The 25632-nt window shown below is 66.7% G+C and carries 18 protein-coding genes; 8 read left to right on the plus strand and 10 right to left on the minus strand.

Annotation, left to right across the window (positions count from 1 at the left end; translation table 11 throughout):
- Positions 1-40 precede the first annotated feature (40 nt).
- The 9 genes from ACLIMP_RS16945 to ACLIMP_RS16985 all read right to left on the minus strand — a co-directional run bounded on the left by ACLIMP_RS16945 (position 41) and on the right by ACLIMP_RS16985 (position 11480).
- Positions 41-2176: a TonB-dependent siderophore receptor gene (locus tag ACLIMP_RS16945; protein WP_324699893.1), complete on the minus strand. Its 2136-nt coding sequence runs from the start codon at positions 2174-2176 to the stop codon at positions 41-43.
- A 371-nt stretch (positions 2177-2547) separates the two neighbouring features.
- Positions 2548-3180 (minus strand): hypothetical protein, encoded by a 633-nt coding sequence (locus ACLIMP_RS16950; protein WP_324699891.1) that lies wholly within the window; start codon positions 3178-3180, stop codon positions 2548-2550.
- Position 3181: 1 nt separating this feature from the next.
- Complete coding sequence (locus tag ACLIMP_RS16955; RefSeq protein WP_443478607.1) at positions 3182-3928, minus strand: HupE/UreJ family protein; 747 nt, start codon at positions 3926-3928, stop codon at positions 3182-3184.
- Between the two features lies 1 nt (position 3929).
- Positions 3930-4313, minus strand: a complete 384-nt coding sequence (locus tag ACLIMP_RS16960) for a hypothetical protein (protein ID WP_324699890.1) — start codon at positions 4311-4313, stop codon at positions 3930-3932.
- 54 nt (positions 4314-4367) lie between these two features.
- Entirely contained in the window at positions 4368-5123 is a 756-nt protein-coding gene (locus ACLIMP_RS16965) for a DUF4198 domain-containing protein (protein ID WP_443478608.1), read from the minus strand.
- A gap of 222 nt (positions 5124-5345) precedes the next feature.
- Complete coding sequence (locus tag ACLIMP_RS16970) at positions 5346-8543, minus strand: efflux RND transporter permease subunit (protein ID WP_443478609.1); 3198 nt, start codon at positions 8541-8543, stop codon at positions 5346-5348.
- Positions 8540-9712: an efflux RND transporter periplasmic adaptor subunit gene (locus tag ACLIMP_RS16975; RefSeq protein WP_443478610.1), complete on the minus strand. Its 1173-nt coding sequence runs from the start codon at positions 9710-9712 to the stop codon at positions 8540-8542. The genes ACLIMP_RS16970 and ACLIMP_RS16975 overlap by 4 nt, the downstream gene beginning before the upstream one ends.
- A complete protein-coding gene (locus ACLIMP_RS16980) occupies positions 9709-10974 on the minus strand; it encodes a TolC family protein (RefSeq protein WP_443478611.1) in 1266 nt (421 codons plus the stop codon). Before ACLIMP_RS16980 ends, ACLIMP_RS16975 begins: the two co-directional genes overlap by 4 nt.
- A 56-nt stretch (positions 10975-11030) precedes the next feature.
- Positions 11031-11480, minus strand: a complete 450-nt coding sequence (locus ACLIMP_RS16985) for a hypothetical protein (protein ID WP_185999106.1) — start codon at positions 11478-11480, stop codon at positions 11031-11033.
- A gap of 512 nt (positions 11481-11992) precedes the next feature.
- Between ACLIMP_RS16985 and ACLIMP_RS16990 the strand changes: the two genes are divergently transcribed.
- Entirely contained in the window at positions 11993-12502 is a 510-nt protein-coding gene (locus ACLIMP_RS16990) for a DNA-deoxyinosine glycosylase (RefSeq protein ID WP_186000045.1), read from the plus strand.
- Positions 12503-12563: 61 nt separating this feature from the next.
- Here the strand turns inward: ACLIMP_RS16990 and ACLIMP_RS16995 are convergent, their stop codons facing one another.
- Complete coding sequence (locus tag ACLIMP_RS16995) at positions 12564-14435, minus strand: methyl-accepting chemotaxis protein (protein ID WP_443478612.1); 1872 nt, start codon at positions 14433-14435, stop codon at positions 12564-12566.
- Positions 14436-14830: 395 nt separating this feature from the next.
- On the opposite strand from ACLIMP_RS16995, the gene ACLIMP_RS17000 reads away from it, so the two are divergent.
- The 7 genes from ACLIMP_RS17000 (at position 14831) to ACLIMP_RS17030 (ending at position 25632) form a co-directional block, all read left to right on the plus strand.
- The gene (locus ACLIMP_RS17000; RefSeq protein WP_443478613.1) at positions 14831-17101 is read left to right on the plus strand and encodes a TonB-dependent receptor; all 2271 of its coding nucleotides are present in this window, start codon (positions 14831-14833) and stop codon (positions 17099-17101) included.
- Positions 17102-17123: 22 nt separating this feature from the next.
- Positions 17124-18026, plus strand: a complete 903-nt coding sequence (locus ACLIMP_RS17005; RefSeq protein ID WP_443478614.1) for a tyrosine-protein phosphatase — start codon at positions 17124-17126, stop codon at positions 18024-18026.
- 80 nt (positions 18027-18106) lie between these two features.
- Complete coding sequence (locus tag ACLIMP_RS17010) at positions 18107-18490, plus strand: ribonuclease HI (protein ID WP_443478615.1); 384 nt, start codon at positions 18107-18109, stop codon at positions 18488-18490.
- Between the two features lie 129 nt (positions 18491-18619).
- Positions 18620-19126: an RNA polymerase sigma factor gene (locus tag ACLIMP_RS17015; protein WP_292636631.1), complete on the plus strand. Its 507-nt coding sequence runs from the start codon at positions 18620-18622 to the stop codon at positions 19124-19126.
- Complete coding sequence (locus ACLIMP_RS17020; RefSeq protein WP_443478616.1) at positions 19123-20163, plus strand: FecR family protein; 1041 nt, start codon at positions 19123-19125, stop codon at positions 20161-20163. Before ACLIMP_RS17015 ends, ACLIMP_RS17020 begins: the two co-directional genes overlap by 4 nt.
- 136 nt (positions 20164-20299) lie before the next feature.
- Entirely contained in the window at positions 20300-23416 is a 3117-nt protein-coding gene (locus tag ACLIMP_RS17025) for a TonB-dependent receptor domain-containing protein (protein ID WP_443478617.1), read from the plus strand.
- Between the two features lie 107 nt (positions 23417-23523).
- The gene (locus tag ACLIMP_RS17030; protein ID WP_443478618.1) at positions 23524-25632 is read left to right on the plus strand and encodes an alpha/beta hydrolase family protein; all 2109 of its coding nucleotides are present in this window, start codon (positions 23524-23526) and stop codon (positions 25630-25632) included.

A 25632-nucleotide genomic window follows, 5' to 3' on the forward strand; every position in this document is an offset into this window, starting at 1 on the left:
TGCTTTTTCGGGAGCGGCCTCGGGCGATGCAAGGCGGGCGTCAGAAGGAGAAGTCGGCGCGCAGCGTGATGGTGCGGGGCGTGCCGGGCGTTATCCAGTAACGGTGGTAGGAGGCGGCGTACCAGGTCTTGTCGAAGAGATTGGTGACGTCGAGGCTGAACTTGATCTGCTCGCTCGGCTTGTAGCTGGCCATGGCGCGGACCAGGGTGTAGCCGGGCAGCCAGAAATCGTAGCCGGTCTCGCCCAGTCGCTTGCTGGCCGCGCTGATGCCGCCGCCCAGCGTGAACACGCCGGCATTCCCGGCATCGAATTCCTTCGTCACCAGCAGGTTGCCGGCATGCTTGGGGATGTTGATGAGCGGATCGCCGGGATTGATGGTCAGGCCGAATGCGGGGTCGAGCGCGGATTCGGTCCAGACGGCGTCGGTATAGGCGTATGTGGCGTAGAGCTTGAACCCGCCCGGCAGGTTGGCGTTGATATCTGCCTCGATGCCCCGGCTGCGGGCCTTGCCGCCCGCGAGGCTGAACCCGGCATTGAGCGGGTCGGCGGTCAGCACGCCGTTCTTCTTCATGTGGTACGCCGCGAGCGAGGCGGTGATCGCGTTGTCGGGCGAAACGTAGCGCAGCCCCGCTTCGTAGGACTTGCTGGTTTCCGGTGCAAAGGCGCTTCCCGCCGCGTCCACGCCGCTGTTGGGGCGGAAGCCGGTGCCGTAGCTGGCATAGAGGCTGAAGGTGTCGGTCAGTTCGTAGAGCAGGCCGACGGAGGGGCTGAAGCGGGTGCGGGTGGAATGGATGCCGGTGTCGATCTTCTGGTTGAAGTGATCGAAGCGCCCGCCGCCCCGGATCTTGAACCGGTCGGTGATGTCGATCTGGTCCTGGAAATAGATACCCCAGGCACGCTGCGTCTCGAAAGTGTCCTGGACCACCGAGGATGTCGCCGGCAACTGGCCGTAGACCGGGTTGTAGATGTCGATCGCATTGTTGGCCGCCGTGATCGGCGATCCGGCGGTGTAGGCGGCGGGACGGAACCGCATCGAGAGCGTATCGATCTCGAACTTGTCCCAGTCGGCGCCGATCAGCACGTGGTGCGTGAAGGGCCCGGTGCGCAGCTTGCCCGAAATCTCGGCGCGGGCCGCCATGTAGGTGGTGTCATAGTCGCGGTAGCGGCGCTGGCGGGCGAGATAGTTTCCGGTCTCCTCCAGGGTCTGGCGGCTGCCTGACAGTTCGGCATCGCTGGAGTAGCCGTCGAAAGTGGTCTCGCGGTAGTTGAAGCCGGCCAGCACCACCCAGTCCCCGCCAAGGTCCTGCTGGGCCTGCGCCTGATGACCGAAGACGGTGATGTGATTGGGGCCGTCACCGGGCTCGCCGAAGAAGCGCGAGCGCGGAACCACGCCCAGTTCGCCGTCGACCGCGATCGTGCCGCGATCGAAGAACACGTACTGGTCGACGACCTCCATCTCGTAAGTCAGCGTGGTGTTCGCGCCGGGCCGGAACAGCACGGAGGGCGTGAGCACCTTCTTGCGTGACCAGATGTAGTCGCGGAAGCTGTCGGCCTCCTGCGCGGCGCCGTTGACGCGCAGGGCCAGGCTGTCGGTCAGCTTGAGGTTGTAGTCACCCTCGATCCGGTAGGTGTCGTAGCTGCCGCCGGAAACGGCGAAGCTGCCGAAGCTGTCGTCCGTGGTGGCCTTCTTGGTGATGATGTTCACCGTGCCGCCCGGTTCGCCGCGCCCGAAGACCGCGCCGTTGGGGCCTTTCAGGATGTCGATCCGTTCGATGTTCGATGCATCGCGCGGGCCGCCATAGCCGCGTCCGCCGTTGAACCCGTTGACCAGGAAGCCGCTCGGGAAGTTCTCGTCGCCTGCGAAGCCGCGTATGGCGAAGGCGTCCCACAGGCCGCCGAAGTTGTTCTGGCGGGCAATGCCGCTGGCGAGATCGAGCGCGCTGTCCAGCCGGGTGATGTTGAGATCGGCCAGCATCTTGCCGTCGATCTGCTGGATGCTTTGCGGCACCTCCTTGAGCGGCACGTCGCCGCGATACTGTTCACGCTTGCCGTTGACGACGATGTCGCTCGCCGATGCATTCTCGGGTGCCGCCGCCTCCTCGGCGCAGGCAGGAAAGGCGATCATCGCGCAGCCCGTGGCGAGGGCGATGTTCAATGCGGACTTCCATCGTGTCATGTCGTGACCCCTCATAAGGTGCGTTGTCTGTCCTGCCTGCTTTTTTCGCTCGCCCTATTCCTGTGCCGGGCCTGCATCTGTCCGGTCTTGCGTGGTCGGCGGCTCTGTTCTGCAAGTCCGAGCTTATGGATCGATACGCGTATCTTTGATCGAAACGGGCGGGGCCGGCGGCCGAATATGACGAAAAATGACACCTGGCCGCGCTTTATGCCGCTCGTGGAAAGCGGCCCGGAATCGGCTCGATTCCGGCAGATTCTGCCGCTTCAGGCGCACGGTTCTCCGGGAAAGAAAGAACCCGTGGCAGCGCCGGGGCGGCCACGGGTTCGAGAAGGGGCGCAGCGCCCCGCGTGCGGAGCCGCAGGGCGCTGCGCCTAGTCGTGCGCGGGCTTGAACAGGTCCTTGTAGAAGCCGGTCGTGCGCACGGTGATGGTAACGGGGGTGTCTCCCTTGTTGCGCCAGTACCAGCCATGCGTGCCCTCGAACGGGGCGGTGAACTCTCCCCGTGCGCTTTCGAGCGAACGCTCGGCCCAGTAGCTCGTGAATTCGCCGTCCGGGGCATCGGGGTGTTCGCCGTGCATGTCCACTTTCACCGGTCCGCCGGCAGCGCGCCATTCGAAGACGAACCCGTCGCCCGCCTTCATGTGGGCCTTGATCTCCTGACCGCTGTGCGGGGCAAGGTGGATCGTCATCTCGTCGCTGCGCAAGGCGCCGGTGCGCTCAATGGCAGATCGGGTGGGGATCGGCAGCGCGCCGGCAGCGATGGCACCCGCAGGAGCGGATGCAGCGGCCGTTTCCGCTTCCGGGCTTCCCTGCGCCATGCCCGCGATGCCAAGCGCCTTGCCGATGCCGGTCGGATCGATCCCGGCTTCGGCGGGAAGCACGAAGGCCACGAGAATGACGGCAGCGGCGGCTGCCGCGCCGAGCGTGGCCCTGGCCAGCGCCCGCGGCGATGCGTGGATGGAGGCGGGCAGCGTGGATTTGGGGGTCATCGTCTGGGCCGTCATGTCAGGCTCCCTTGGTGAAATAGCCGGTGAGCTGGAAACCCACGAGCACGAAGCCCGCACACATCAGCGCGGCGTTGGCGGCGATGGCGCTGCGCTGGAAGCTGGGCGTCATCCGCCACAGGTTCATAGCGAGCAGGATCAGCGAAAGCGCCATGAGCTGGCCCATCTCGACGCCGAGGTTGAAGGCGATGAGGTTGGGGATCAGCCCGTCGCCGGACATGGTCAGTTCCTGCAATTTGGTGGCCAGTCCGAACCCGTGGAAGAACCCGAAGATCAGCACAGCCGCCTTGGGGTTGGGCGGGATGCCGAAGACCGTGCGAAACCCGTCGAGGTTGTCGAAAGCCTTGTAGGCCACGGACAGCCCGATGATGGCGTCGACGATATAGGGATTGGCGCGAAGGTCGAAGATGACGCCGATCAGCAGGGTGGAACTGTGCCCGAGCGCGAAGAGCGTGACGTAGGCGCCCACGTCCTTCATCCGGTAAAGGAAGAAGATCACGCCGCACAGGAACAGCAGGTGGTCGTAGCCCGTCACCATGTGCTTGGCGCCGAGGTACATGTACGGGATGATGTTCACCCCGGAAGTGCCCTCGATGAAGGCGGCGTCGTTTTCGGCGACGCCGTGCGCCCGGGCGATGGAACTGACCAGTGCCAGCAGCAAAGCCGCGATCGCGGCGGCGGCGAAGGTCAGGCGCCGCCTGTCCGTGAAGGAACGGCGGCCGAGCCGGGGAATGGCTGCCGGGTGCATGTCAGTTCGTCGTGAACGAGGCGAAGGTCTTGGCCTGGTCGCGCTTGTTGACGAGCGAGACGACGACCTTCGAACCCTTCGGCGCGGCGAGGCCCGGCGCGGAGAACCTGTTGCCCCCTGCGGCGACGAGCGGGGTCTGGGTCTTCTTGCCGGCGGCGGTAACCGTGACCTTCGCGTCGAAGCCGCTTGCCGGAACGGGTTCGTCTTCCTCGCTGACGTAGAAGCTCACGCCCTTGGGCGTCTTCACCATTTCGACCAGGATCTCGCCCGACATGGCGACGATGCCGCCGTGCTGCGGTTTCATGCTGCCATGCGCGAACGCGGTGGCGGGGACCGAGGCAAGAAGGACGGCAGCGAGAGCGGCGACGATAGGCTGGGTGTTCATCGGGAATGGCTCCTGTCGGAAAACGGGGGGATGCAGGGAGGCTCGGTTAGGCGCCTATTCGGGGAGATGCGGCAGCACGAAGGACAGCGAGGCGCGGTGCTCGACCTGCTGGTACTTCACGGGATTGTCGGTCGGGCTGACGAAGATAGCCATCAGCACGTTGATGCCCTGGTTGCGCAACCTGATCGTGGCATAGCCCTCGCCGTCGGTCTTCACGGGCACTTCGTCGGGATCGTTGACGTAGTCCGTCATGACCTGCGCACCGGCCACCGGCTTGCCTTCGAAGTAGACGCGGACCTTCATCGGCTGCCCCATCTTCTGGGGGATGTCGGTTCCGACCGGCACGAGCTGGAGGGTCTGCCCGGCCAGCAAGGGAACCTGCCGGGTGGGCATGCGGGTCAGATGCACCGCGTATTTCCAGTTGTGTTCGCTGAGCGTGGCGCCGGGCACTTCGTCGCGGCCCTTGTTGTGGAATTCGCCGGCCGCATCCTTGGTCCAGATGCCGTAGTCCATCACCGCCGCCACCGCCGCCACCGGTTCGTCGCTGTCGACCACGGGAATGGCGCCGGCGTCGCGCAGCCTGACGTTCACGTCCAGCCAGTCTTCGTCATAGCCCTTCACGAGCGTGAGCTTGCTTTCCCGGGCGACCGCGTCGAGGTCGTCCGCGCCGACGCCGTAGACCAGGGCAAGCTGGCGCGCGCGCTGCGCGAACCAGATCCCGTGGGCCTGCGCGGGAAGGATCGTCGCGACGCTGGCCGCAAGGGCAAGGGCGATGCCCGATGTCTGGATAAGGCGCTTGCACGTCATCATGGCTTGTTTCTCCTTGAACCCGTTGAGCGCAGGCTGCCCCTTTCGCCCGGTCGATTTTGCTTTTGTGAGGCGCGTGCGCGGCACAAACTTGCGAATTCGTGGAAACTCTGGCCGAGCCGCCGCTTTGCGCGATGGGGCGAATGACCCCTTTACCGCTGGGGAAGCACGATTTTTCGTGGAAAACCGGCAGTCCGCGCGCGCGCGCGGGCTGCCGGTCCCGTTTCAGGAGACCTGGCGCCGCCGCGCGGCAAGCGCCGTGATCGCCGGAAGCACCAGCAGGGTCAGCACCGTGCAGGTGACGAGCCCGCCGATCACCACCGTGGCGAGCGGCCGCTGGACTTCCGCGCCGGTGCCGGTCGCCAGTGCCATCGGCACGAAGCCGAGGCTGGCCACCAGTGCGGTCATCAGCACCGGCCGAACGCGTTCCATGGCGCCGCCGACGATCGCCTCCTCGATCGGCTGGCCCTCGTCGCGCCGTTTGCGGATCGCGCTCATCATGACGAGCCCGTTGAGCACCGCCACGCCGGACAGCGCGATGAAGCCGACCGCCGCCGTGATCGAGAACGGTATGCCGCGCAGGAGCAGGGCGAAGACGCCGCCCGCCAGCGCCATCGGCACGGCGCTGAACACGATGGCCGCCGACCCGAACGTGCCGAGCGCCATGTAGAGCAGAGCGTAGATCGCGATGAAGCAGATCGGCACCACTATCAGCAGGCGCAGGCGCGCGGACTGAAGGCTCTCGAAGGTGCCGCCCCAGTCGGTGTACATCCCGGCAGGCAGGCTGAGCGCGTCGACCTTCTCCCGCGCTTCGGACACGAATCCGCCAAGGTCACGCCCGCGCACGTTGACCTGCACCACGACCATGCGCTTGCCGTTTTCGCGGCTGATCTGGTTCAGGCCCTGGGTATAGCTGAACCGCGCGACTTCGCGGAGCGGGATGGACCGGGCGATCTGTCCGCCGTCCGCCGGGAGCATGACGGGGATCGCGCCGAGCGTCTCGAGGTCGTCGCGCTGGGCGTCGGGCAGGCGCACGACCACTGCGAAGCGGCGATCCCCTTCGAACAATAGCCCCGCCTCGCGCCCGCCAAGCGCGGCGGCGACCGTGTTGGCCACTTCTTCCACCGACAGTCCGTGGCGCGCGGCGGCCTGCCGGTCGATCCTGACGTCGAAGGTGGGCGCGCCGGAAGTCTGTTCGGCGCTGACGTCGCCCGCGCCGGGTATCCGGCGCAGCACGGCGGCGATCCTGCCTGCCTGCCTGCTCATCTGCTCAAGATCGTCGCCATAGAGCTTCACCGCGACATCGGCGCGGACCCCGGCGATCAGTTCGTTGAAGCGCATCTGGATCGGCTGCTGGATTACCGCCCGGTTTCCGATCAGCGGCTTCATCTTCTCCTCGATGCGCCGCAGGATATCCGCCTTGCTGCGGACTTCTGGCGGCCATTCGCTTTCAGGTTTGGGAATGACGTAAGTGTCCGAAGCGTTCGGCGGCATCGGGTCGGTGCCGAGGTCGGCATTGCCGTTCTTGGAGAATACCAGCGCCACTTCCGGCAGGGTCTTGAGCGTGTTCTCCAGATGGAGCTGCATCCGGGTGGACTGGTCGATCGAGGCGGACGGCACGCGGAAGTTGGTGACGGTGATGTCCTTCTCGTCGAGCTGCGGCATGAATTCCTCGCCGAGCATCCCGAATGCGAGGACGGCGGCCGAGAACACGCCCGCGCCGCCCAGAACGAAGGGCAGTGGCCGCGCCACCGCCTTCGCCAGCACCGGCGCGTATCTTTCCTTGAACCAGCGGATCGGCCTGACCTCGGTCTCGCTGACCTTGCCGGTGATCACCAGCGCGACCATGGCCGGGACAAAAGTGAGCGAGAGCACGAAAGCGCAGGCCAGTGCGATCATCAGCGTGATCGCCATGGGGGAGAAGGTCTTGCCCTCCACGCCCTGGAACGTCAGCAGGGGGACGAAAACCAGGAAGATGATGAGCTGGCCGTAGACCGTGGGCCGGATCATCTCGCGCGCGGCCAGCGTGGTTTCCTCCATGCGCTCAGGCCGGGTCAGCAGGCGGCCCTCGTGTTCCTGCCGTTCCGCAAGACGGCGCAGCGCGTTCTCGACGATGATGACCGCGCCGTCCACGATCAGCCCGAAGTCCAGCGCGCCAAGGCTCATGAGATTGCCCGAGACGCCCAGTCCGTTCATCCCCGATGCCGTCATCAGCATGGTGATCGGAATGACCGCCGCGGTGATCAGCGCCGCGCGGATGTTGCCCAGCAGCAGGAACAGCACGACGATGACCAGCAACGCGCCCTCGATCAGGTTCTTCTCGACCGTGGCGATCGTGGCGTCCACCAGTTTTGAACGGTTGTAGACCGGCTCCGCGAACACGTCGGGCGGCAGGGTCCGGTTGATCTGCACCAGCTTGTCCGCCGCGCTGGTGGCGACGACGCGGCTGTTCTCTCCCACCAGCATGAGCACGGTCGATATCACCGCCTCGGAGCCCATCCGGCTGCCGGAACCGGTGCGCACGGCCCCGCCGATCACGACTTGCCCGAGATCCCGGACGCGCACGGGCACGCCCGCCCGCGTGGCGACCACCGCGTCCTCGATCTCCTCGGCCGATTTCAGCCGCGCGTCGGCGCGGACCAGGAAGCTCTCCCCGCCGCGCCGGACGTAGTTGGAGCCGGCAGAGAGGTTGGCCCGTTCAAGTGCGTCGGCCAGTTCGGTGATGGCGATGCCGTAGGAAGCCAGCGCGGCGAGATTGGGCTCGACGAGGTACTGCTTCACGTAGCCGCCGTTGGAATCGACGCCGGCCACGCCGGGCACGTTGCGCATCTGGGGGCGGATGATCCAGTCCTGCACGGTGCGCAGGTAGGCGGCTTTCGCCAGTTCGGTGGTGAGCCGTTCGCCTTCGGGCGTGAGGTAGCTGCTGTCGGACTGCCAGCCGGCCTTGCCGTCAATGGTGGCGATGCCCTTGCCGTCGGGGTGGCGGAAGGCGACGGAGTAGAAGAAGATCTCGCCCAGCCCGGTGCTCAGCGGCGAGAGCGTAGGCTGCACGCCGGGCGGCAGGCTTTCCCGGGCCTGCGCCAGGCGCTCGGTCACTTGCTGGCGGGCGAAGTAGATGTCGGTATCGTCCGTGAAGACGGCGGTGACCTGGCTGAACCCGTTGCGCGATATTGAGCGCGTCATGTTCAGTCCGGGAATGCCGGAAAGCGCGGTCTCCACCGGGAAAGTCACCTGCTTTTCCATGTCCACGGGGCCGAGCGCGGGATTGAAGGTGCTGATCTGGACCTGCCGGTTGGTGACGTCGGGCACGGCGTCGATCGGCAGCTTCGCAAGCTGCCAGAGACCGAACCCGGCGACGAGCAGGGTCAGGAAGGCGACGAACCACCGCGCCCTGACCGAGAGTTCGAGGATGCGGGCAATCATTCGCCTTCCTCCCCCTTTTCGAGTTCGGCCTTGAGCAGGAAGGCATTGCGCGTGGCGATCGGCGTTCCGGCTTTCAGGCCCGAGGCGATCGCCGCCAGTCCGCCGCTGCGGCCGCCGACCTGGACGGTCTGCGCCCGGAATCCCCGCTGCGTGCGCAGGAACACGACGGTCCGCTCGCCGATGGTCTGGACCGCGTCCTGCGGCACCATGACGCCGCCGCGCGCGGCGCCGACGCTGGCGAGGATACGGCACTGCACGAGTTGCCCCGGCACCAGCGCGGTGGTTCCCGGCAGGTCGATCACGATGGTGACGGCGCGGCTGCCCGGATCGACGACATTCGTCGCCGAACGCACGCGGCCTTGCAGCGCCGGACCCTCGCCCGCGGAAAGCTCAACGCGGTCGCCCGCGCGGATGCGGCCGGCATCGGCGGCCGGAACGCTCGCGGTCACTTGCAGCCGGGCGGGATCGGCAACGCGGAACAATGCCGTTTCAGCCGCCACGAACTGCCCGAGGCTGGCCGAAGCCTGCGTCACCCGGCCCGTCACCGGGCTGACCACGAGCACCGAGCGGCCATCGCGGGAAATGCGTGCCGTGCCCGCCGCCGCGCTGGCGCGCCGGGCGTCGGCTTGCGCCACCGTGAGGTTGGCCTGAGCGGTTTCATAATCGGCGCGGGGGCTCACCCCCTGGCCAAGCAGCGTGCGTTCGCGGGCAAGCTGGCGGCCGGCGAGCGTGACGCGGGCAGCGGCCGCTGCCTGATCGGCGGCGATCGCGGAGGCATCGCGGCTCTCCACCAGCGCCAGCGTTTCGCCCGCGCGCACGGGATCGCCGATGCGCTTGAAGAGGCGTGTCACCGTGCCCGGCGCCCGCGCCGTCAGCACGGCTTCGGCATCGGGCGCGGCCTCGACGGTGGCCGCTGCGAGAATGGCGGCGTCCAGTTCTCCCACCGCTGCGGCGGCGACTTCGATCTGGGACAGCCTGATCCCTTCGGGCGATATTTCCACCACCCCTGCCGCGGCCGGTCCGGCGCCGTCTGCCGGTTCTGTCGATGCGCTTTCGGGCGAGGCGTTCCCCGGCGCTTCCTGCGTCAGGCGGGCGGCGCCGAAGCCTAGCGTCGCGGCCGCCACCAGCGCCGCAGCGGCGCCTGCGTAGAGACGATTCTTTTCGTTCATTGGACCGGTTCTCCGGTAATCGTGAGGCCCTTGAGGCGGGCAAGGCGGGCGCGGGCGTCGACGCGGGCGGCTGCGGCGTCGAGGATGACGCCGCGCGCCACGCCAAGGCCGTGCCGGGCTGCGAGCAGTTCGATGAGGGGCGACTTGCCGGCTTCGTAGGCGAGGCGGGCCATGCGGTAGGTCTCTTCCGCAGTCTTCAGCGTCCGCTCGGCAGAGGCGGCCCGCGCGTCGGCGGCTTCGTTCAGGGCCATGGCCGCGGCAATTTCGGCCTTGATGTCGAGCAAAGCGGCGGAATCCCGCGCCTGCGCACCGCGCAGCTCCGCCTCGGCGGCATCGATATTGCCGCGATTGCGATCGAACAGCGGAATCGGCACGCTGAGGCCGGCCAGCAGAGCATTCGCCTTGTCCGCCTCCAGACGCCGCACGCCTACGGACAGGGTGACGTCGGGAGTGGCCTGTCGCCGTGCGGCGACAAGCCGGCGCTCGGCGGCCTCGCGCTCCGCCTTCGCGGCAAGATAGGGCGCGGTCTGAAGCGGATCGACCGGACCGTAGCCGCTCCTGGCCTCGAAGCGGGCAAGGAGCGGCTCTGCCAGCGCGGTGAACGAGACCTCCTGCCCCGACAGGGCCGAAAGCCGCGCATAGGCGCCCACGCGCTCGGCCTTCGCGGTGTCTAGCAGGGCGGCCATGGCATTGACCTCGGATTCGGCCTGAAGGCTCCGCAGACGGGCTTCCTTGCCCGCGTCCACCAGCGCCTGCGCGGCGTGCAGGTCCGACTGGGCTTCCTCCAGTTCGTCCTCGGCCAGTTCGATGCGGCGATCGGCGATCTCGGCGCCGGCATAGGCCAGCGCCAACTGGTAGGCATAAGTGATCCGCCCGTCGCGCGTGCGCGCCGTGGCCGCGTCCAGCCCGGCTTTTCCGGCGGCGATGCGCGCGGACCGCTTGCCGCCGATCTCGATGGCCTGATTGAGCTGGAGCGTGTTTTCCGCCCGGTCGAAGCCGGTGTAGGGCTGCCGTCCCGCGACGTTCTCGGTCATCACGCCGATGGTGGGATTGGGGCGCGCACCCGCCTGCCGGGCAAGGCCCTGGGCCCGCTCGACTTCGGCATCCAGTTCGATCTGGCGCGGGGCGTCACGGGTATCGCGGAAAAGCTGGGCGAACGGCGGGGCGGTTTGCGCAAGCGCGCTGGCATAGACCAGCCCGCTGCCCATGGCCGCAAGTCCCGACAGCACGCGGACGCGCCGTCGGCCGATGGAATCGGTCATTTCTGGGGTTCCTCTGAAGTCTGATGGTCACAGTACGCCGCGCGGGCGTGCCGGATTCAGCTTCGAGGGGGGCGCAGCAGGGCCTGGGGCGCTATGCCGGAAAGTGCGAAATCGCGGCCGACGAACCATGCCGCCGCCACGGCGAGAAGCGGAATCGCCAGTTCGATGTCCGGCACCAGGTCCGCAAGGCCGTGGATCATCGAATGGGTGATGTTGTGAAGGTCGTTTGCCGGGGAAGCCGGATCGCCGTCCATCCCCTTGGCTGAGGGACTGTCGTGCCGGTGCCCGTCTTCATGCCCGAAAAGCGCCGCGTCAGCCCCGAAATCGTCGTGATCGACAAGGGCGGAATGCCAGTTCGTTACCGTCAGCATATTGGCCATCGCGAACAGCGCCAGCAGGGCGCCGAGAACGAGCAGCAAGCTCGTCGGTTTGGAACCCCGGCCATGAAGCACCCGCGAGGACATGTCCTTGCGCATAGCCCGGAACGGCGGAGGCGACAATCGCACGTTGTCCGATATCCTTGCGAAGCGAAAAGGGGGCGAGCCTTCAGCCTAGCCGGCTACAGTCATGCAATCTGCCGAATCTGCGCGCCCGGACGGCAGGAAACGCCGCCTGAGGGCGCGATCCGGCCGACCGGAGCCACGCCCGCTTGGGAGCATCCATCGCGGCGTCAGGAAAGGGCGATGGCGAAGGCGATGACATGAGCCAGGATCGCAAGGGCGCCGGCATAGAAGACGGGAGCGATCGGGCGGATATCGGTGTCGGTCATGGGCGTTCTCCAGTATCGGGCCGGAGGTTCCGGCGCCGTCGAAACCGGGAGATGGCAGGGGGCGACCGGCCGGCAACCGCTTTTACGTTACGGATCGGCACGAGCGGCGAACCGCCCGGAAATCGGCGATTTATCCGGTTCGCGAACCGTGGATCGGATCGGGATTTCACCGTAAACCGGACTTATGAGCGGGAAGCGAGCGGATCGGCGCCCTGTCAAAACCCGCGCTTCGGCGTTATTCCGCGGGCCATGCCCGATCCGCTTCCCAAGTCCGCGCTGCCCGCAAGTGTCGATATGAATACGCGCGTGCTGCTGCTGGGCAGTTTGCCGGGGGAGCGGTCTTTGCAGGCGGGCGAATATTACGCGCACCCGACCAATGCGTTCTGGTGGCTGATGGGTGAAGTGCTTGCCGAGCCCGGCTTGCGCGCCCGGCCTTATCCCGAGCGGCTGGACCTGTTGAAGGCGCATGGCATCGGGCTGTGGGATGTGATCGCCACCGCGCGGCGGCAGGGGAGTCTCGATACCGCGATACGCGATGCCACGGAGCGCGATCTTGCCGGGTTTGCTGGCCGCTTGCCGCATCTGCGGATGATCGGCTTCAACGGCGGCACCGCGGCCAGACGCGGGAGACGGCAATTGGCCCATCTCGATGCCGGCTGGGCGCTGGTGGATCTGCCTTCGTCCAGCGCCGCCTATGCGGCCCTGTCCCGCGCTGCAAAGCTCGACGTGTGGCGCGGAATCGCAGGCTATCTGGGGTAGCCGCCCCGTGCCTGCCCTGGCGAAGCCAGGAGGATCCGGGGCGGTTTTTCAGGCAGGCTTTTTAGAAGTCCATCCAGTCATCGGCGGTGGCGAGCGCTTTCAGCGGCTTTCGCGAGGCCATCGTCTGGATCGGCGCGCTGGCCGGGATGTTGGCCGAAATGCCGGCAGGCACGGGGCGAAGCGCCGGGCGCAGGCCCTGCGGTTCGTTGCCGATGCGGAACATCGCGGCGCGGTCCGACAGCGAGGTGACCTCGCTGTTGAGGTTGCGCGCCGCCGCCGAGGTTTCCTCGACCATCGCGGCGTTCTGCTGGGTGGCCTGGTCCATCGTGCCGATCGTGGCGCTGATCTGGGTGATCGTCGAGGACTGGGCCTGGTTGTCGCTGGCGATGTTGCTCAGCAGCGAGTGCACTTCGGTGACATCGCCCGAGATGTTCTGCAGGGCGCCGTCCACGCGCTGGACCGCTTCCACGGCGGTGCCGATGTCGGTCTGGGTCGCGGTGAGCTGTTCGCGGGCGCGCTTGGCTTCCTCTTCCGAGCGCATGGCGAGCGCCGAGACGAGATCGGCCACGACCGCGAAACCGCGACCGGCATCGCCTGCGCGGCCGGCTTCTACAGCGGCGTTCATGGCAAGGACGCGGGTCTGGAAGGCGATCTTGTCGAGCCCCTCGATTACCGAATCGATGCCCTTGGCGCTTTCGCTGACGCGGCCCATGGCCTGCACCGCCTCGTCGGCGATGTCGCGGCCGGAACCGACCACGGTCATCGCCCCGTCGGCGCGCTGCACGGTGCGTCCGGCGGCGGCGGCGGTGGCGCGCAGGCGCTCGTCCATCTGGGTGATCGCGGCCGAAGTCTCTTCGAGGCTGGCGGCGTTGCTCTCGGTGCGGCGGGCGAGGTCTTCGGATGCCTGGGCGATCTCGCTCGAGCCGGTGCGGATGGCGACGGCGCTTTCGGCGACGGCGCCGATGAGGTCGCGCAGGGCACCGAGGGCGGAGTTGAAGTTGCTCTTGAGTTCGCCGTAAGCGGGGGGGAACTCGGCGGAGATGGTCTGGGTGAGGTCGCCCTCGCTGATCGCCTGGAGGCTGCCGCGCAGGGTGGAGGTGACGACTTCCTGTTCGCGGGCGGCCTTGGCGTCGATCTCGGCGCGGGCCTCGGCGGCGGCGCGGAACTGCTCGACGGCGCCGGCGATCTCGCCGATCTCGTCATGGCGCTCGCGATAGGGAACATCGGCGCGCCCGCCTTCCGCCAGCGTCGTGGTGACATCCGCGATACGGCTCATCGGCGCGGCGACTGAGGCGTTCAGCACGAGCCAGATCAGCACGATGCCCGCGATGCCGACAAGCGCCAGTCCGCCTGACAGCCAGATGGCGAAATCTGCGGTCTCTGCGCCTTGCGCGGCCTGTTCCCGCGAACGCTCGCGGGACTCGTCCAGCAGCTTCTCGGTCAGGTCGATGATCTCGTGGGACGCGGTGCGGGATTCGGTCTTGAGCACGGTCATGGCGGCGGGAAGGTCGCCGGCCGCGCGCACCGCGAAGAGATGGTCGTTGGCCTTGTTGAGAGCCTCGACATTGGCGCTGAGGGCCGTGGCATCCTGCGTAAAGCTCTCGTCGGCGACCTGCTTGTACTCGTCCACAGCCTTGGCCAGTGCGGCCTTGGTCTTGTCGAGCCGCTCGCGGATATCGGCTTCTTCCTGCGGCGTGTTGACCGCGGCGTAGTAAGTATAGACGATGATCCGCATTTCCTTGACGTTGCTGATGACGTCAGCGAGCGCGGACATGCCGGCAATGCCGTGATCGACGTGGTTCTGCGCGATCGCATCGAGCTTGCGCGTCGAAACGAGTCCGTTGATGCCTACGGCGCCGAACAGCACCACGAGTATGCCGAAGGCGGCGAGCAGCTTTCTCGGAAGCCGCCAGTCGTTGAGAAATTCAAGCATGTAGAATCCATTTTGCGGGGAGCGGATGGAGCCGCGCTGGGCGTGCCTTGATCGTATTATAGGCGGCCGGTGCGCTTCCCGGCGCTCGCAGACGGCCATGCGCGGGCTTCCGCGCGGCGAATCGGCAGGAGCCGAAGATCGCCGCGGGCGGCCGGGCAGGGCATCGACGCGAGGCCATTGGCGGGCGCCTTGAAAACAATCGTTCCATTGATGGGCTGCGATGCGGCGCGACTTGTTGGCGCGCATCCGATAAAGTCACGAAAATCAGCCGTTCGATCTCTATTTTTGAGACGGTTTTATGACAGCCTGTCCCGTGAGTATTCGATACAAGCGTAACAAGGTTGACATACAGACGTTCTAGCCGACGCCCCGACATCATTGCTGGGGTTCGATCCATGTCCTTTCGCTTTTCACGTTCTTTCCGTTCCGCCGTACTGACCGGCAGTGCGCTTGGCGCCATGCTGGCGGCAGGTTCCGCGCAGGCAGCCGAAGCTGCCGTCGCTGCCGAAAGCGCGGCGGCGGAGGCCGGACCCGGGCTTTCCGACATCGTCGTCACCGCGCAGAAGCGTGAGACCAGCCTCCAGACCACGCCGATCTCGATCGCGGTGATGAACACGGAAGACTTGCGCAACCGCCACGTCGTTTCGCTGGAATCGCTGATGGACGGTTCGATTCCGAGCCTGCGCGTCGCGCCGATGTTCAGCCGTTCCTCGGCGCTCACGGTCGGCATGCGCGGTATCGGCACGATGGGCGACGCAAACCAGCCGAGCCGCGACCAGGGCGTGGGCGTCTATATCGACGGTGTGTTCCTCGGCCGCGCGCAGGGGCTGGGATCGGCGCTCTACGATGTCGAGCGGATCGAAGTGCTCAAGGGGCCGCAGGGCTCGCTGTTCGGGCGCAATACGGAAGGTGGCGCGATCAGCATCGTGACCAGGAAGCCGAGCGGCGAATGGGGCTTGCGCGCCACCGCCGGGATCGGCAATTACGGCGCCCGCGAGGCCAGCGCCCATCTGGACCTGCCCGCCGTGGCCAATATCTCCGTCAAGCTCGACGCGCTGATCACCAGGCGTGACGGCACGGTCGACAATCCGCTGGCCGGCGCGCACGATTTCAATGCCTACAACAAGCGCGGTCTCCACGCCGCGGCACTGTGGCAGCCGAGCAGCAGCTTCAGTGCGCTCTACAGCTTCGACATTTCTCAGGACCGGACGACGCCTTATTACGTCCAGCTTCTTTCGGGCGGTTCCTATGCCCGCGCGCCGCTGATCCAGCTTCAGCCGGATCGCGCGTCGGAGGCGAACATCGGCGTGCCGCAGGCCTGGAGCACGGGCAAGACCCATGGCCACATGGTGACGCTCGACTGGAACCTTTCCGAGGCCATCGAGGTCAAGTCGATCAGTTCCTATCGCGAGCTGACCCAGACCCAGCTCGACAACGGCATGACCAACATCACGGTCTTCGCGCCCAACGCCAATTTCAGCCGCTACAGCCTCGCGAATGTCTGGCAGCACCAGTACAGCCAGGAAGTGCAGGTCATCGGCACGCTGCCCGAAGTCGATTTCGTGGCGGGCGGCTTCTACTATCACGAGCACGTCCGGGACGACGCCTGGACGCCGAACACCAACAAGTGGAACGCCGACGGCACCGGTTATACCGTGCTGCCCGATCCCGTGGCGTCGAGCGCGTTCCCGGACCGCGCCAGCCGTGCAGATACCGACAGCATCGGCGTGTTCGGGCAGGCGACCTGGAGCCCGCATTTCCTGAACGACAAGGCGCACCTGATGCTGGGCGGGCGCTATACGCATGACAAGAAGTCGGGCTCGCTCGACAAGGTCAACGGCGTTGCCACCGCCTACCTGCTCGACGAGAGCTGGGACCGGTTCGATCCGACCATCAACCTCGCCTACGATCTTGCCGACGACATCCACGTCTATGGAAAGTGGAGCACCGGCTACAAGGCGGGCGGCGCCAATTCGCGCTCTCTGACCTATCGCGCGTTCAAGCCGGAAAGCGTTTCCAGTTTCGAAGTGGGCGCCAAGACCGAATTCCTCGATCGCCACGTCCGGCTTAACCTTGCGGCGTGGACGGCGGCCTACAAGGATGTGCAGATCGACTTCTACGCCCCGGTCGCCAGCAGCAACCGCACGACCACCGAGACCACCAATGCCGAAGGGCAAGGCCGTTCGAAGGGTGTGGAGGCGGAACTGACCGTCATGCCGATGACGGGGCTGACGCTCTCGGGCAGCTATACTTATACCGACATGCGTTTGCCGGAAGCGCCGAACCCCTTCGTTACCGGGAATCCGCTGATGGCGGTCTATCCGGTGTTCACCCCGAAACATGCGGCGAGCGGCGCGTTCGATTATCAAACCGAACTGGGCGACGCGACGCTGCGCTTCCACCTCGATGCGAACTATTCGTCGAAGCAGTATGCGCAGGTCAACGATCCCACCCGCAGCCAGAGCGCCTTCCTTGTCAACGGCCGGGTGGCGCTGAGCGAGATCGAGATGCCGGGCATCGGCGCGAAGATGGAACTGTCGGTCTGGTCGCGCAACCTGTTCAACAAGGCCTATACCTACCTGCGCAGCTACAGCTCGGCGATCGGCCAGTACGGCATCTACAACGAGCCGCGCACTTACGGCATTTCGAGCACCGTGCAGTTCTGATCGGGCGGGAAGGGAAATGGACATGAAAATCCGCCGGATCGCCGTTTTCGGCGCATCGATGCTCGCGCTTTGCACGCCGGCGCTGGTCGCCTGGCGCGCGGAGGCGCAGGCTCCCACCGCCTCGGCCGGTTCGCAGGCTCCCGGACACCAGCGGCTGCTGCCGCTGGAAGGCGGGCGCAATTTCCGCGACCTCGGCGGCTATCGTACTGCCGACGGCCGCACGGTGAAGTGGGGCATGCTGTTCCGCTCCGGCTCGATGGCAGGGCTGACCGCAAGCGATCTCGCCTCGCTTGACGCGCGGGGGCTGCGCGTGGTCTGCGATTTTCGCGACCATGCCGAGCGCGCGGCCGAGCCCGCGCCCTGGGGCGCCGATGCCGCCTCCGGGCCGACCGTCTTCGCTGACGATTACGACGGCATGGCCATTGGCCTGATGCCGAAGGACATGGCCCACATGACGCCGGAATCGGCCCGCGCGATGATGACCGCGAGCTATCCGACGATGCTTCGCACGTTCGCGCCCCAGTACAAGCGCATGTTCGCGCAGCTTCTGGCGGGCCATGCCCCGCTGGCGTTCAACTGTTCAGCAGGCAAGGACCGCACGGGCGTTGCCGCCGCGCTGCTGCTCACCGCGCTGGGCGTCCCGCGCGAGACGGTGATCGAGGACTACCTGCTCACCAATCGCTATCTCCCGGCCGCGCTTGCCGCCTCGGCCGGAAAGGGCGGCGCGCTGGACGGCCAGCCCTGGTCGCGCCTGCGGCCCGAAGTGCTGGGCGCCTTCATGAAAGCCGACCGTGCCTATATCGAGGCGGCGTTCGGCGCGCTCGATGCCCATCGCGGCGGGGCCGAGGGCTATCTTGCCGACGAGATGGGGCTTGGCCCGGCGCAGATCGAAAGGCTGCGCGCGCTCTACCTGGACCGAGCCTGAGCCCGAGGCGGGTACTGGAGCCTACGCCGGAGGCGGTGCCCGAAGATTGTCTTTCGGGACTCGCGATCTATGAGGGGCTCATGTCCCGGCGCAGGTTGAAAGTCTTCTTCGATGGCGGTTGCCGCCCCAATCCCGGCCCGATCGAGGTGGCCGTGGTGATGCGCGGCACCGCGCACCTGTTCACCGATCTCGGGCAGGGCGGCAATGAGGATGCCGAATGGCTGGCGCTGATCCGCGCGCTGGAACTGGCGCAGGCTTCGGGTGAGGCCGAGGTCGAGCTGATCGGGGATTCGCGGGAAGTGGTGCGGCGGGCCGATGCGGTTCTCAGGACCGGGCAGGCCGATGGCGCACATGCCGCCGCATTCCGGGCGCTGGCGGCAAAAGGGGCGCCGGCCAGGGTCCGCTGGATCAGGCGCGGGCAAAATCTCGCCGGTATCGCGCTTGCCGCGCGGCATCCGCGATAGGGCACTCCGGCAGCGGCAATTCGGAGGGCATTGCGCCGGTTGTCTCCTGTCCCTAGGCGGCGTTCGCGCGTCTTACCCGGTGCTGACGACTTGCCGCCGGTAAGGAGGGGCGCTGGTAAGGAGATCGCCGTGCGGGTGCAGGCACGCAATGACATCGGAGAATTCGACCGGCGCTGGCGGCGTGTCCTGATGTCGTTCTTTTCGCGCCGTATCGGGGATCGCGCGGAAGCCGAGGACCTCACGCAGGAGGTTTTCGAGCGGATGCTGCGGCACGATTCCGGCGTCGACCACCCCGACGCCTTCGTGTTCCAGATCGCCGTGAACCTGCTGGCCGACCGGCACCGCCGCTACCGCGTGCGCGAGCGTTATCGCCATTTCGTGGAAGCGGAGGAGCGCCGCGACGTCGAGTTTGTCGATCCCCATGCGATCGCGAGCGGACGGCAGGGAGTGGAGCAACTGGTCCGCGCGCTGGAGGCGCTGCCGGAGCGCACGCGGACGATGTTCGTGCTCTACAAGTTCGAGCAGCTCAGCCAGGACACCATCGCCGAGCGCTACGGCATCTCGAAAAGCGCGGTCAAGCAGCAGATCGCCAAGGCCATGGCCTTGCTCGCCTCCCGGATGGGAGACGTAAAATGAAGGATTCCGTCATCACCGATACCGTCGATCCGCGCGCCGAAGAGGCCGCGTCCTGGTATCTTTCCCTCACTGACGGCTCGATGAGCGAGGCCGACCAGGCGCAGTTCGACGCTTGGCTGGCGGTGCCGGACAATGCCGATGCCTTCGCCGACATGGCGCGGATGTCGCGCACGCTGGACGGTCTGGGCGAAGAGCCCGACATCATCAGCCTGCGCACTGCCGCGCTTTGCGACTACGAGGACCGCACCGACAGCGGGCGGCGGCGCGGCGAAGTGCGCAAGTCGCTGTTCGCGGTCGCGCTGGCGGCCTCGCTGCTGCTGGCCTTCCTCGGCGTCCTGTCGGTGTGGGGCGATCATTCGCAGCGCTATGCCACCAGCATCGGGGAGCGGCGCACGGTCCTGCTCGACGACGGATCGCAGCTTGCCCTCGACGGCGATTCCACCGTGGACGTGGATCTGGGGCATTACCGGCGTTCGCTCGTGCTGGTGCGCGGCCGCGCGAGGTTCAACGTTGCCAAGGACCCGCTGCGGCCCTTCACCGTGACGGCGGGCAACCGCATCGTCGTGGCCACCGGCACGTCGTTCTCCGTCGAACTGCTGGGCAGGGACGTTCACGTCCAGCTCTTCGAGGGGCACGTGGCCGTCGTCAATCGCACCGCGGGGCGCGGCATGGCGCCAAGCGAGCAGTTCCGGCCGCGCCGCCTTGCGTCCGAACCGCAGCTCACGCCCGGCAACGAGATGGTTGCACTGGCACAGGGTGTCGAGGCACCGCGCGTTGCGCCGTTCCAGATCGGCGCGGGGCAGGCGTGGCAGGACGGCGAACTGGTCTTCGAGAACACGACGCTGGCCAGCGCGGTGGAACGCGTGAACCGCTATTCGCGCCAGCCGATCGCGCTGGCCGATGCGCAGACCGGGGCGATCGTCGTCAACGGGGTGTTCCGGGCGGGCGATGCGCGCGCGTTCCTTGACGGCGTCACCGCGCTCTATCCGATCGAGGTCAGCGCCGAGGGCGACGGCTGGAAGATCGAGCGGCGCTGAAAAGGCAGGATCGGGGAAGGAAAAAGCGGCGGCTAACGCCCGGGACTGAAAAAAGTTTCCGGCAAAGCGCTGTCCCTCCGGCGGCACCGCGCGTCTCACCCTGCGGCAACAATCAATCAAACAGGGGTCGCAAAACATGGGGAAATTTCTTGCTGCATCCCGCTGGGGTGCGGGCAGCGCCGTTGCAGCGATATTGATGGCGCAGGCGGTTCCGGCCTTTGCCGAGGAACAGCGCTTCGATCTCGACATTCCGTCGCAGAGCCTGGGCAGCGCCCTGCGCAGCTTCGCTTCGGCGGCGCGGCAGCAGGTCATCTTTGACGGCGCTTCGGTGGCGAACCGCACGGTGCCTGCACTCAAGGGCAGCTTCACCGCCCGCGCCGCGCTGGGCCAGCTGCTGCGCGGCACCGGGCTGACGGCGGAGCAGGGCGCGTCGGGCGTCTTCGTGGTCCGCCGTGCTCCGGTGTCTCCAGTACCGGCTTCGCAGGCGCAGCCGGCGGCCGATACCGGAGGCGACGAACCCGAAATGACCGAACTGGTCGTGACCGGCTCGCGCATCCGGCGCACCGAGTTCGATTCCCCGATCCCCGTGGTGGCGCTCCAGAAGGAGGACATCTCCGAGCACGGCTACCGCGACCTTGCCGAAGCCCTGCAGGACATTCCCGGCGTGGATCAGGGCCTCAACCTTTCGGCAGGCCAGACCTCCACGCAGACCAACGGCCTTTCGACCGTCAGCCTGCGCGGCCTCGGCCAGAACCGCACGCTTACGCTGATCGACGGTCATCGCACCGTGTCCAACGTCGGCAATTCGAACGCGGTGAGCCTCAGCACGATCCCGACCTTTCTGGTGGACCGGATCGATGTCAGCACGGGCGGTGCTTCGGCCGTCTACGGGTCCGACGCGATCGCCGGTGTCGTCAACATCATGACCGACAACAACCTGATCGGCATCAAGGGAAGGGCAGCGGGCACCGCCACGAACGACGGCGGCGGCGACGGCACGGAATACTCGCTCGCCGCAGGCGGCAAGTTCCTTGACGACCGGCTTTATCTGATGGCCACCGGGACTTACGAGAAGCAGTACGCCCTCAGCGCAAGGGATCGCGACTGGGCACTGGAATCGGTCAGCTACGATGCCACCAGCAACACGGTCTCCTCGCCCGCGCTCAGCAGCTACACGCCGGGCGGACGCTTCCTCAGCAGCCGCGGCGCCTATTATTATGACGAGAACGGCCTTCAGTCGGGTTTCGTGACGGCCGAGAACGGCTACGATTCCCGCACCAACGGCACGCTCATCGTCCCGCGCGAGAGCATCAGCGCGGCCGGCAAGATCGGCTACGAATTCAGCGACAGCCTCAAGTTCAAGGCGACGGTGCTCTATTCGCGGATCACCACCAATTCGCTTCGCGAACCCTATTACCTGTCCAACTCGTCCAGCTACGGCGTCAACGACGAGTTCACGCTGGGCCGTCTGTCCCGCACCAATCCGTTCGTGCCGGACGTGATCGCCGCCGCCTCGACCAGTTCCGGGATCGATTTCCGCCGCCGCCTTACCGAGGTGGGCCAGATGGCGATCGACAACAAGCGCGAGACCTGGCGGACCTGGGCCGGGTTCGAGGGCACCGTCTTCGGCAACTGGAACTGGGACGTGACTTACGGCTTCGGCCGCTTCGAACAGAACCAGACCCGGACCAACGGCGTCAATTACCAGCACGTCCAGTACGCCCTCAACGCGACCCGGCTGAGCGACGGTTCGATCGTCTGCGCCGACGAGGCCGCACGGGCGGACGGCTGCGTGCCGCTCAACATGTTCGGCATCGGCTCGATCAGCGATGCCGCCGTCGACTATATTCGCGGCAATGTCTGGTATCAGTCGATCAACAGCCAGCACACGCTCAGCGGCAACCTCACGGGCACGCTGTTCGAACTGCCCGCCGGTCCGGTCCAGATCGCCACCGGCTTCGAGCTGCGCCGCGACCATACCGAGACCCATACCGACGAACTGACCGCGAGCGGCTACAGCAACTTCGCCTATATCCCCGAATATGCGGGAACGGTGAAGGTCGGCGAAGCCTATGCCGAGGCGAATGTGCCGCTGCTGCGCGACATTCCGCTGATCTATCGCCTCAGCCTCGACGGGGCGGTGCGCGTGGCGCGCTACAACCTCTCCGGGGTCGGCACCACGCTGAGCTACCGGGCAGGCGCGCAGTGGGAACCGGTTCGCGGCATGAACCTGCGCTCCACGTTCAGCCGCGCCCAGCGCGCGCCGGACACGACGGAGCTCTATTCGCCGCCGCGTGACGATTACGACACCGTGGTCGATATCTGCAGCGGCGTTACCGCCGCCACCGCAGGAACGGTTGCCGACAACTGCCGCAGCAACGCCGGGATTGCCGCAGCCATCGCGGCCGACGGCGTGTTCAGGCAGGACAGCACCAGCGTGAACGCGCCCAATGCGGGCAATGCCGATCTCAAGGAAGAGACCGCCTATACCTTCACCGCCGGCGTGGTGGTGAACCCCGGCTTCCTTCCCGGTTTCCAGGCCAGCGTGGACTATTACGACATCCGGGTGAAGGATGCGATTTCGGCGCTGTCGAACACCAACCAGATGCTCGAATGCTATTCGGATGCGGAAGGCTACGGCAACCGCTTCTGCGATGCGATCACCCGCGATGCCGAGGGTCAGATCACCCGCCTGGTGAACCAGCAGGAGAATCTCGACGAACTGCGCGCCCGCGGCATCGACATGGCGGTGGCGTACCAGTTCCGCCCGGAAGTCATCCCCGGCAACATCCAGTTCTCGCTCAACTACAACCACCGGCTGGAACTGGGCACGAAGTACCAGGGCATCGCCAGCCAGTCGTCGGAAAACTGGCTGGGCGAAGTCGGCACCTCGAAGGACAGCGCCAAGGCCAGCCTCGCCTGGAATTCCAAGCGCTTCATGCTGAAGTGGACCACGGTCTACATCGGCAAGGCCGTGGACAGCAACGAGGCGGCGGCCAGCTTCGCGGCGGCAGGGATCACCGATCCGCTGTTCCTCAATGTGCCGGCCTACTGGCGCCATGACCTGAGCTTCCGCATCACGCCGCCGCTGGCCAACCCGAACCTGCGGATCTTCGGCTCGGTCCGCAACGTGTTCAACAAGTACGGACCGTTCCTTCCGGACGGCACCGAAAGCGGCAGCCAGTACAACTACAACTCGGTCTATGGCGTGACCGGCCGTTCCTTCACGCTCGGAGCCCAGTTCCAGTTCTGAGCCCGGCGCGGGGGAGGGGCGGTTTCTCTCCCCCCGCACATTTTCAAAGTCCATCCCCCTCCCGGCGGTGCCTGCGTGCCGCCGGGCCATTTTGACGCGAGATGCTCATGGTCGCCGCTTCCCGAATGTTCCGTTCCCTGCTTCTGGCCGCCGCGCTGGCGCCTGCCCTGCCCGCCGTTCCGGCCTTCGCCGGAGAGGATGCCGCCGTGCGCGCGCGCGCCACGATGGGGGCGGTGGACCTGCTGAGCATCGCGCGGGCAGGCAGTTCGCTTCCCGCGAACGACGGTTCCTCGATCCTCTACCGGGTGTCGCAGGCGGACTGGAAGAAGAACCACGCGGTGACGGAGCTGTGGAGCGTCGATACCGCGTCGGGCAAGCCGCGCCGGATGCTGGCGGACGGCGGAACCGATGCCGCCTGGTCGCCCGATGGGCGCACGATCGCCTTCGTGGACCGCCGGGACGAGGACAAGGCGAGCCAGATCTACCTGCTTCCCGCCGATGGCGGCGAAGCACGCAAGCTGACCACGCTGCGCACCGCCCCTGCCGATCTGGTCTGGTCGGGCGACGGCAAGTCGATCTATTTCCTGGCGAACCTTCCCGACGGCAAGGAACTGGCGGCGCGCAAGAAGGAGCGCGACGACATGGTCGCCTTCGAATCCCCCGGCGCCCGCCGCGCATTGTGGAAGGCCGATCTCGCCACCGGCAAGGCCGAGAAGATCGTCTCCGGAGACTTCGAGGTGCGCGGCTTTGATATTTCCGCCGATGGCGGCGTCCTGCTCTACCGGCGCGCCACCTCGCGGCTGCTCGACGATCAGGCCGCCTCGGAACTGTGGGTCCGCGTGAACGGCGATAAGGGTAACGGCGCGGATCGCCGGTTGACCGACAACGATTACCAGGAAATGGGCGCGCGCCTTGCGCCGGATGGCCGCTCCGCGCTGTTCCGCGCCAATGCGCGCGACGGGCATTACGGTACGTTCAACGCCAATCTTTTCGTGGTGGACCTCGCCACCGGGAAAATCCGCGAACTCGCCGATGGTCCGCCCTGGGCGATCGAGGAGGCGCTGTGGTCCGCCGACAGCCGCTCGATCTACTTCACCGCGCAGGAAGGCGTGCGCACCGGGCTATACGCGGTGCCGGCCGCCGGTGGCCGCTGGCGCAAGCTGGCGGGCGGGGACAGCGTGATATCCTCCATCGCACTTTCCCGCGACGGGCGGATGCTGACTTATACCGAACGCAGCGCGCTCCAGCCCGAGGAAGTGCTGCGGCTGGACCCGCGCAGCCCGCGCCCGGTTCGCGTCACGCACCTCAACGACGGCATCGCCGAGCGCTACCGCCTGCCCCGGCAGGAAGCGATCCACTGGACCGCGCCGGACGGACAGGCACTGGAAGGGCTGGTGACCTACCCGCTCGACTATGTGCCCGGCCATGCCTATCCCATGATCGTGCAGAGCCACGGCGGTCCGCGCTCTGCGGACCAGTTCAACGTCTTCGCCTATGGCCGTTTCCTGCCGCTGCTGGCGGCGCGCGGGGTGCTCGTGCTCAGCGTCAACTATCGCGGCGGCACCGGCTACGGCGACACGTTCCTCCAGGGCATGAATGCGGGCTACTTCCGCCATGCCGACAAGGACGTGCTGTCCGGCGTCGACGAACTCGTGCGGCGCGGCATGGCCGATCCCGACCGGCTCGGCATGATGGGCTGGAGCGCGGGCGGCCACATGACCGCCCGGTTGGAGACGGTCACCGACCGTTTCAAGGCGGCGGTTGTCGGCGCGGGCGCGGTGGACTGGCCATCGATGTATCTCGGCTCGGACACGCGCTGGCAGCGCAAGGAGTGGTTCGTGACGCCGCCTTACGGCACTACCGCCCGGCGTGATCTCTATCAGGACTATTCGCCGCTCGCCGCCGTCGACAAGGTGACAACGCCCACGCTGATCCTGGCCGGTGCGCAGGACGAACGCGTACCCTCGGCGCAATCGGTGATGTATTACCGCGCTCTCTCGGCGCTCGGGGTGGATACCGCGCTCTACCTTGCCCCGCGTGAGCCGCACAACTTCCGCGAACTGCGCCACCGCCTGTTCCAGATCAACGTGCAGATGGACTGGTTCTCCGCCCGCGTGTTCGGCGGGACTTACGAGGCGGAAAAGGCCCCGGCTTCCGGCAAGGGCGAAGATGCGGCCGAAACGGATGCCGCATTCACGGGCGCGCCGGCCGAGTGA

It is taken from the genome of Novosphingobium aeonii (genome assembly GCF_052279045.1).
Taxonomy (GTDB): Bacteria; Pseudomonadota; Alphaproteobacteria; order Sphingomonadales; family Sphingomonadaceae; genus Novosphingobium.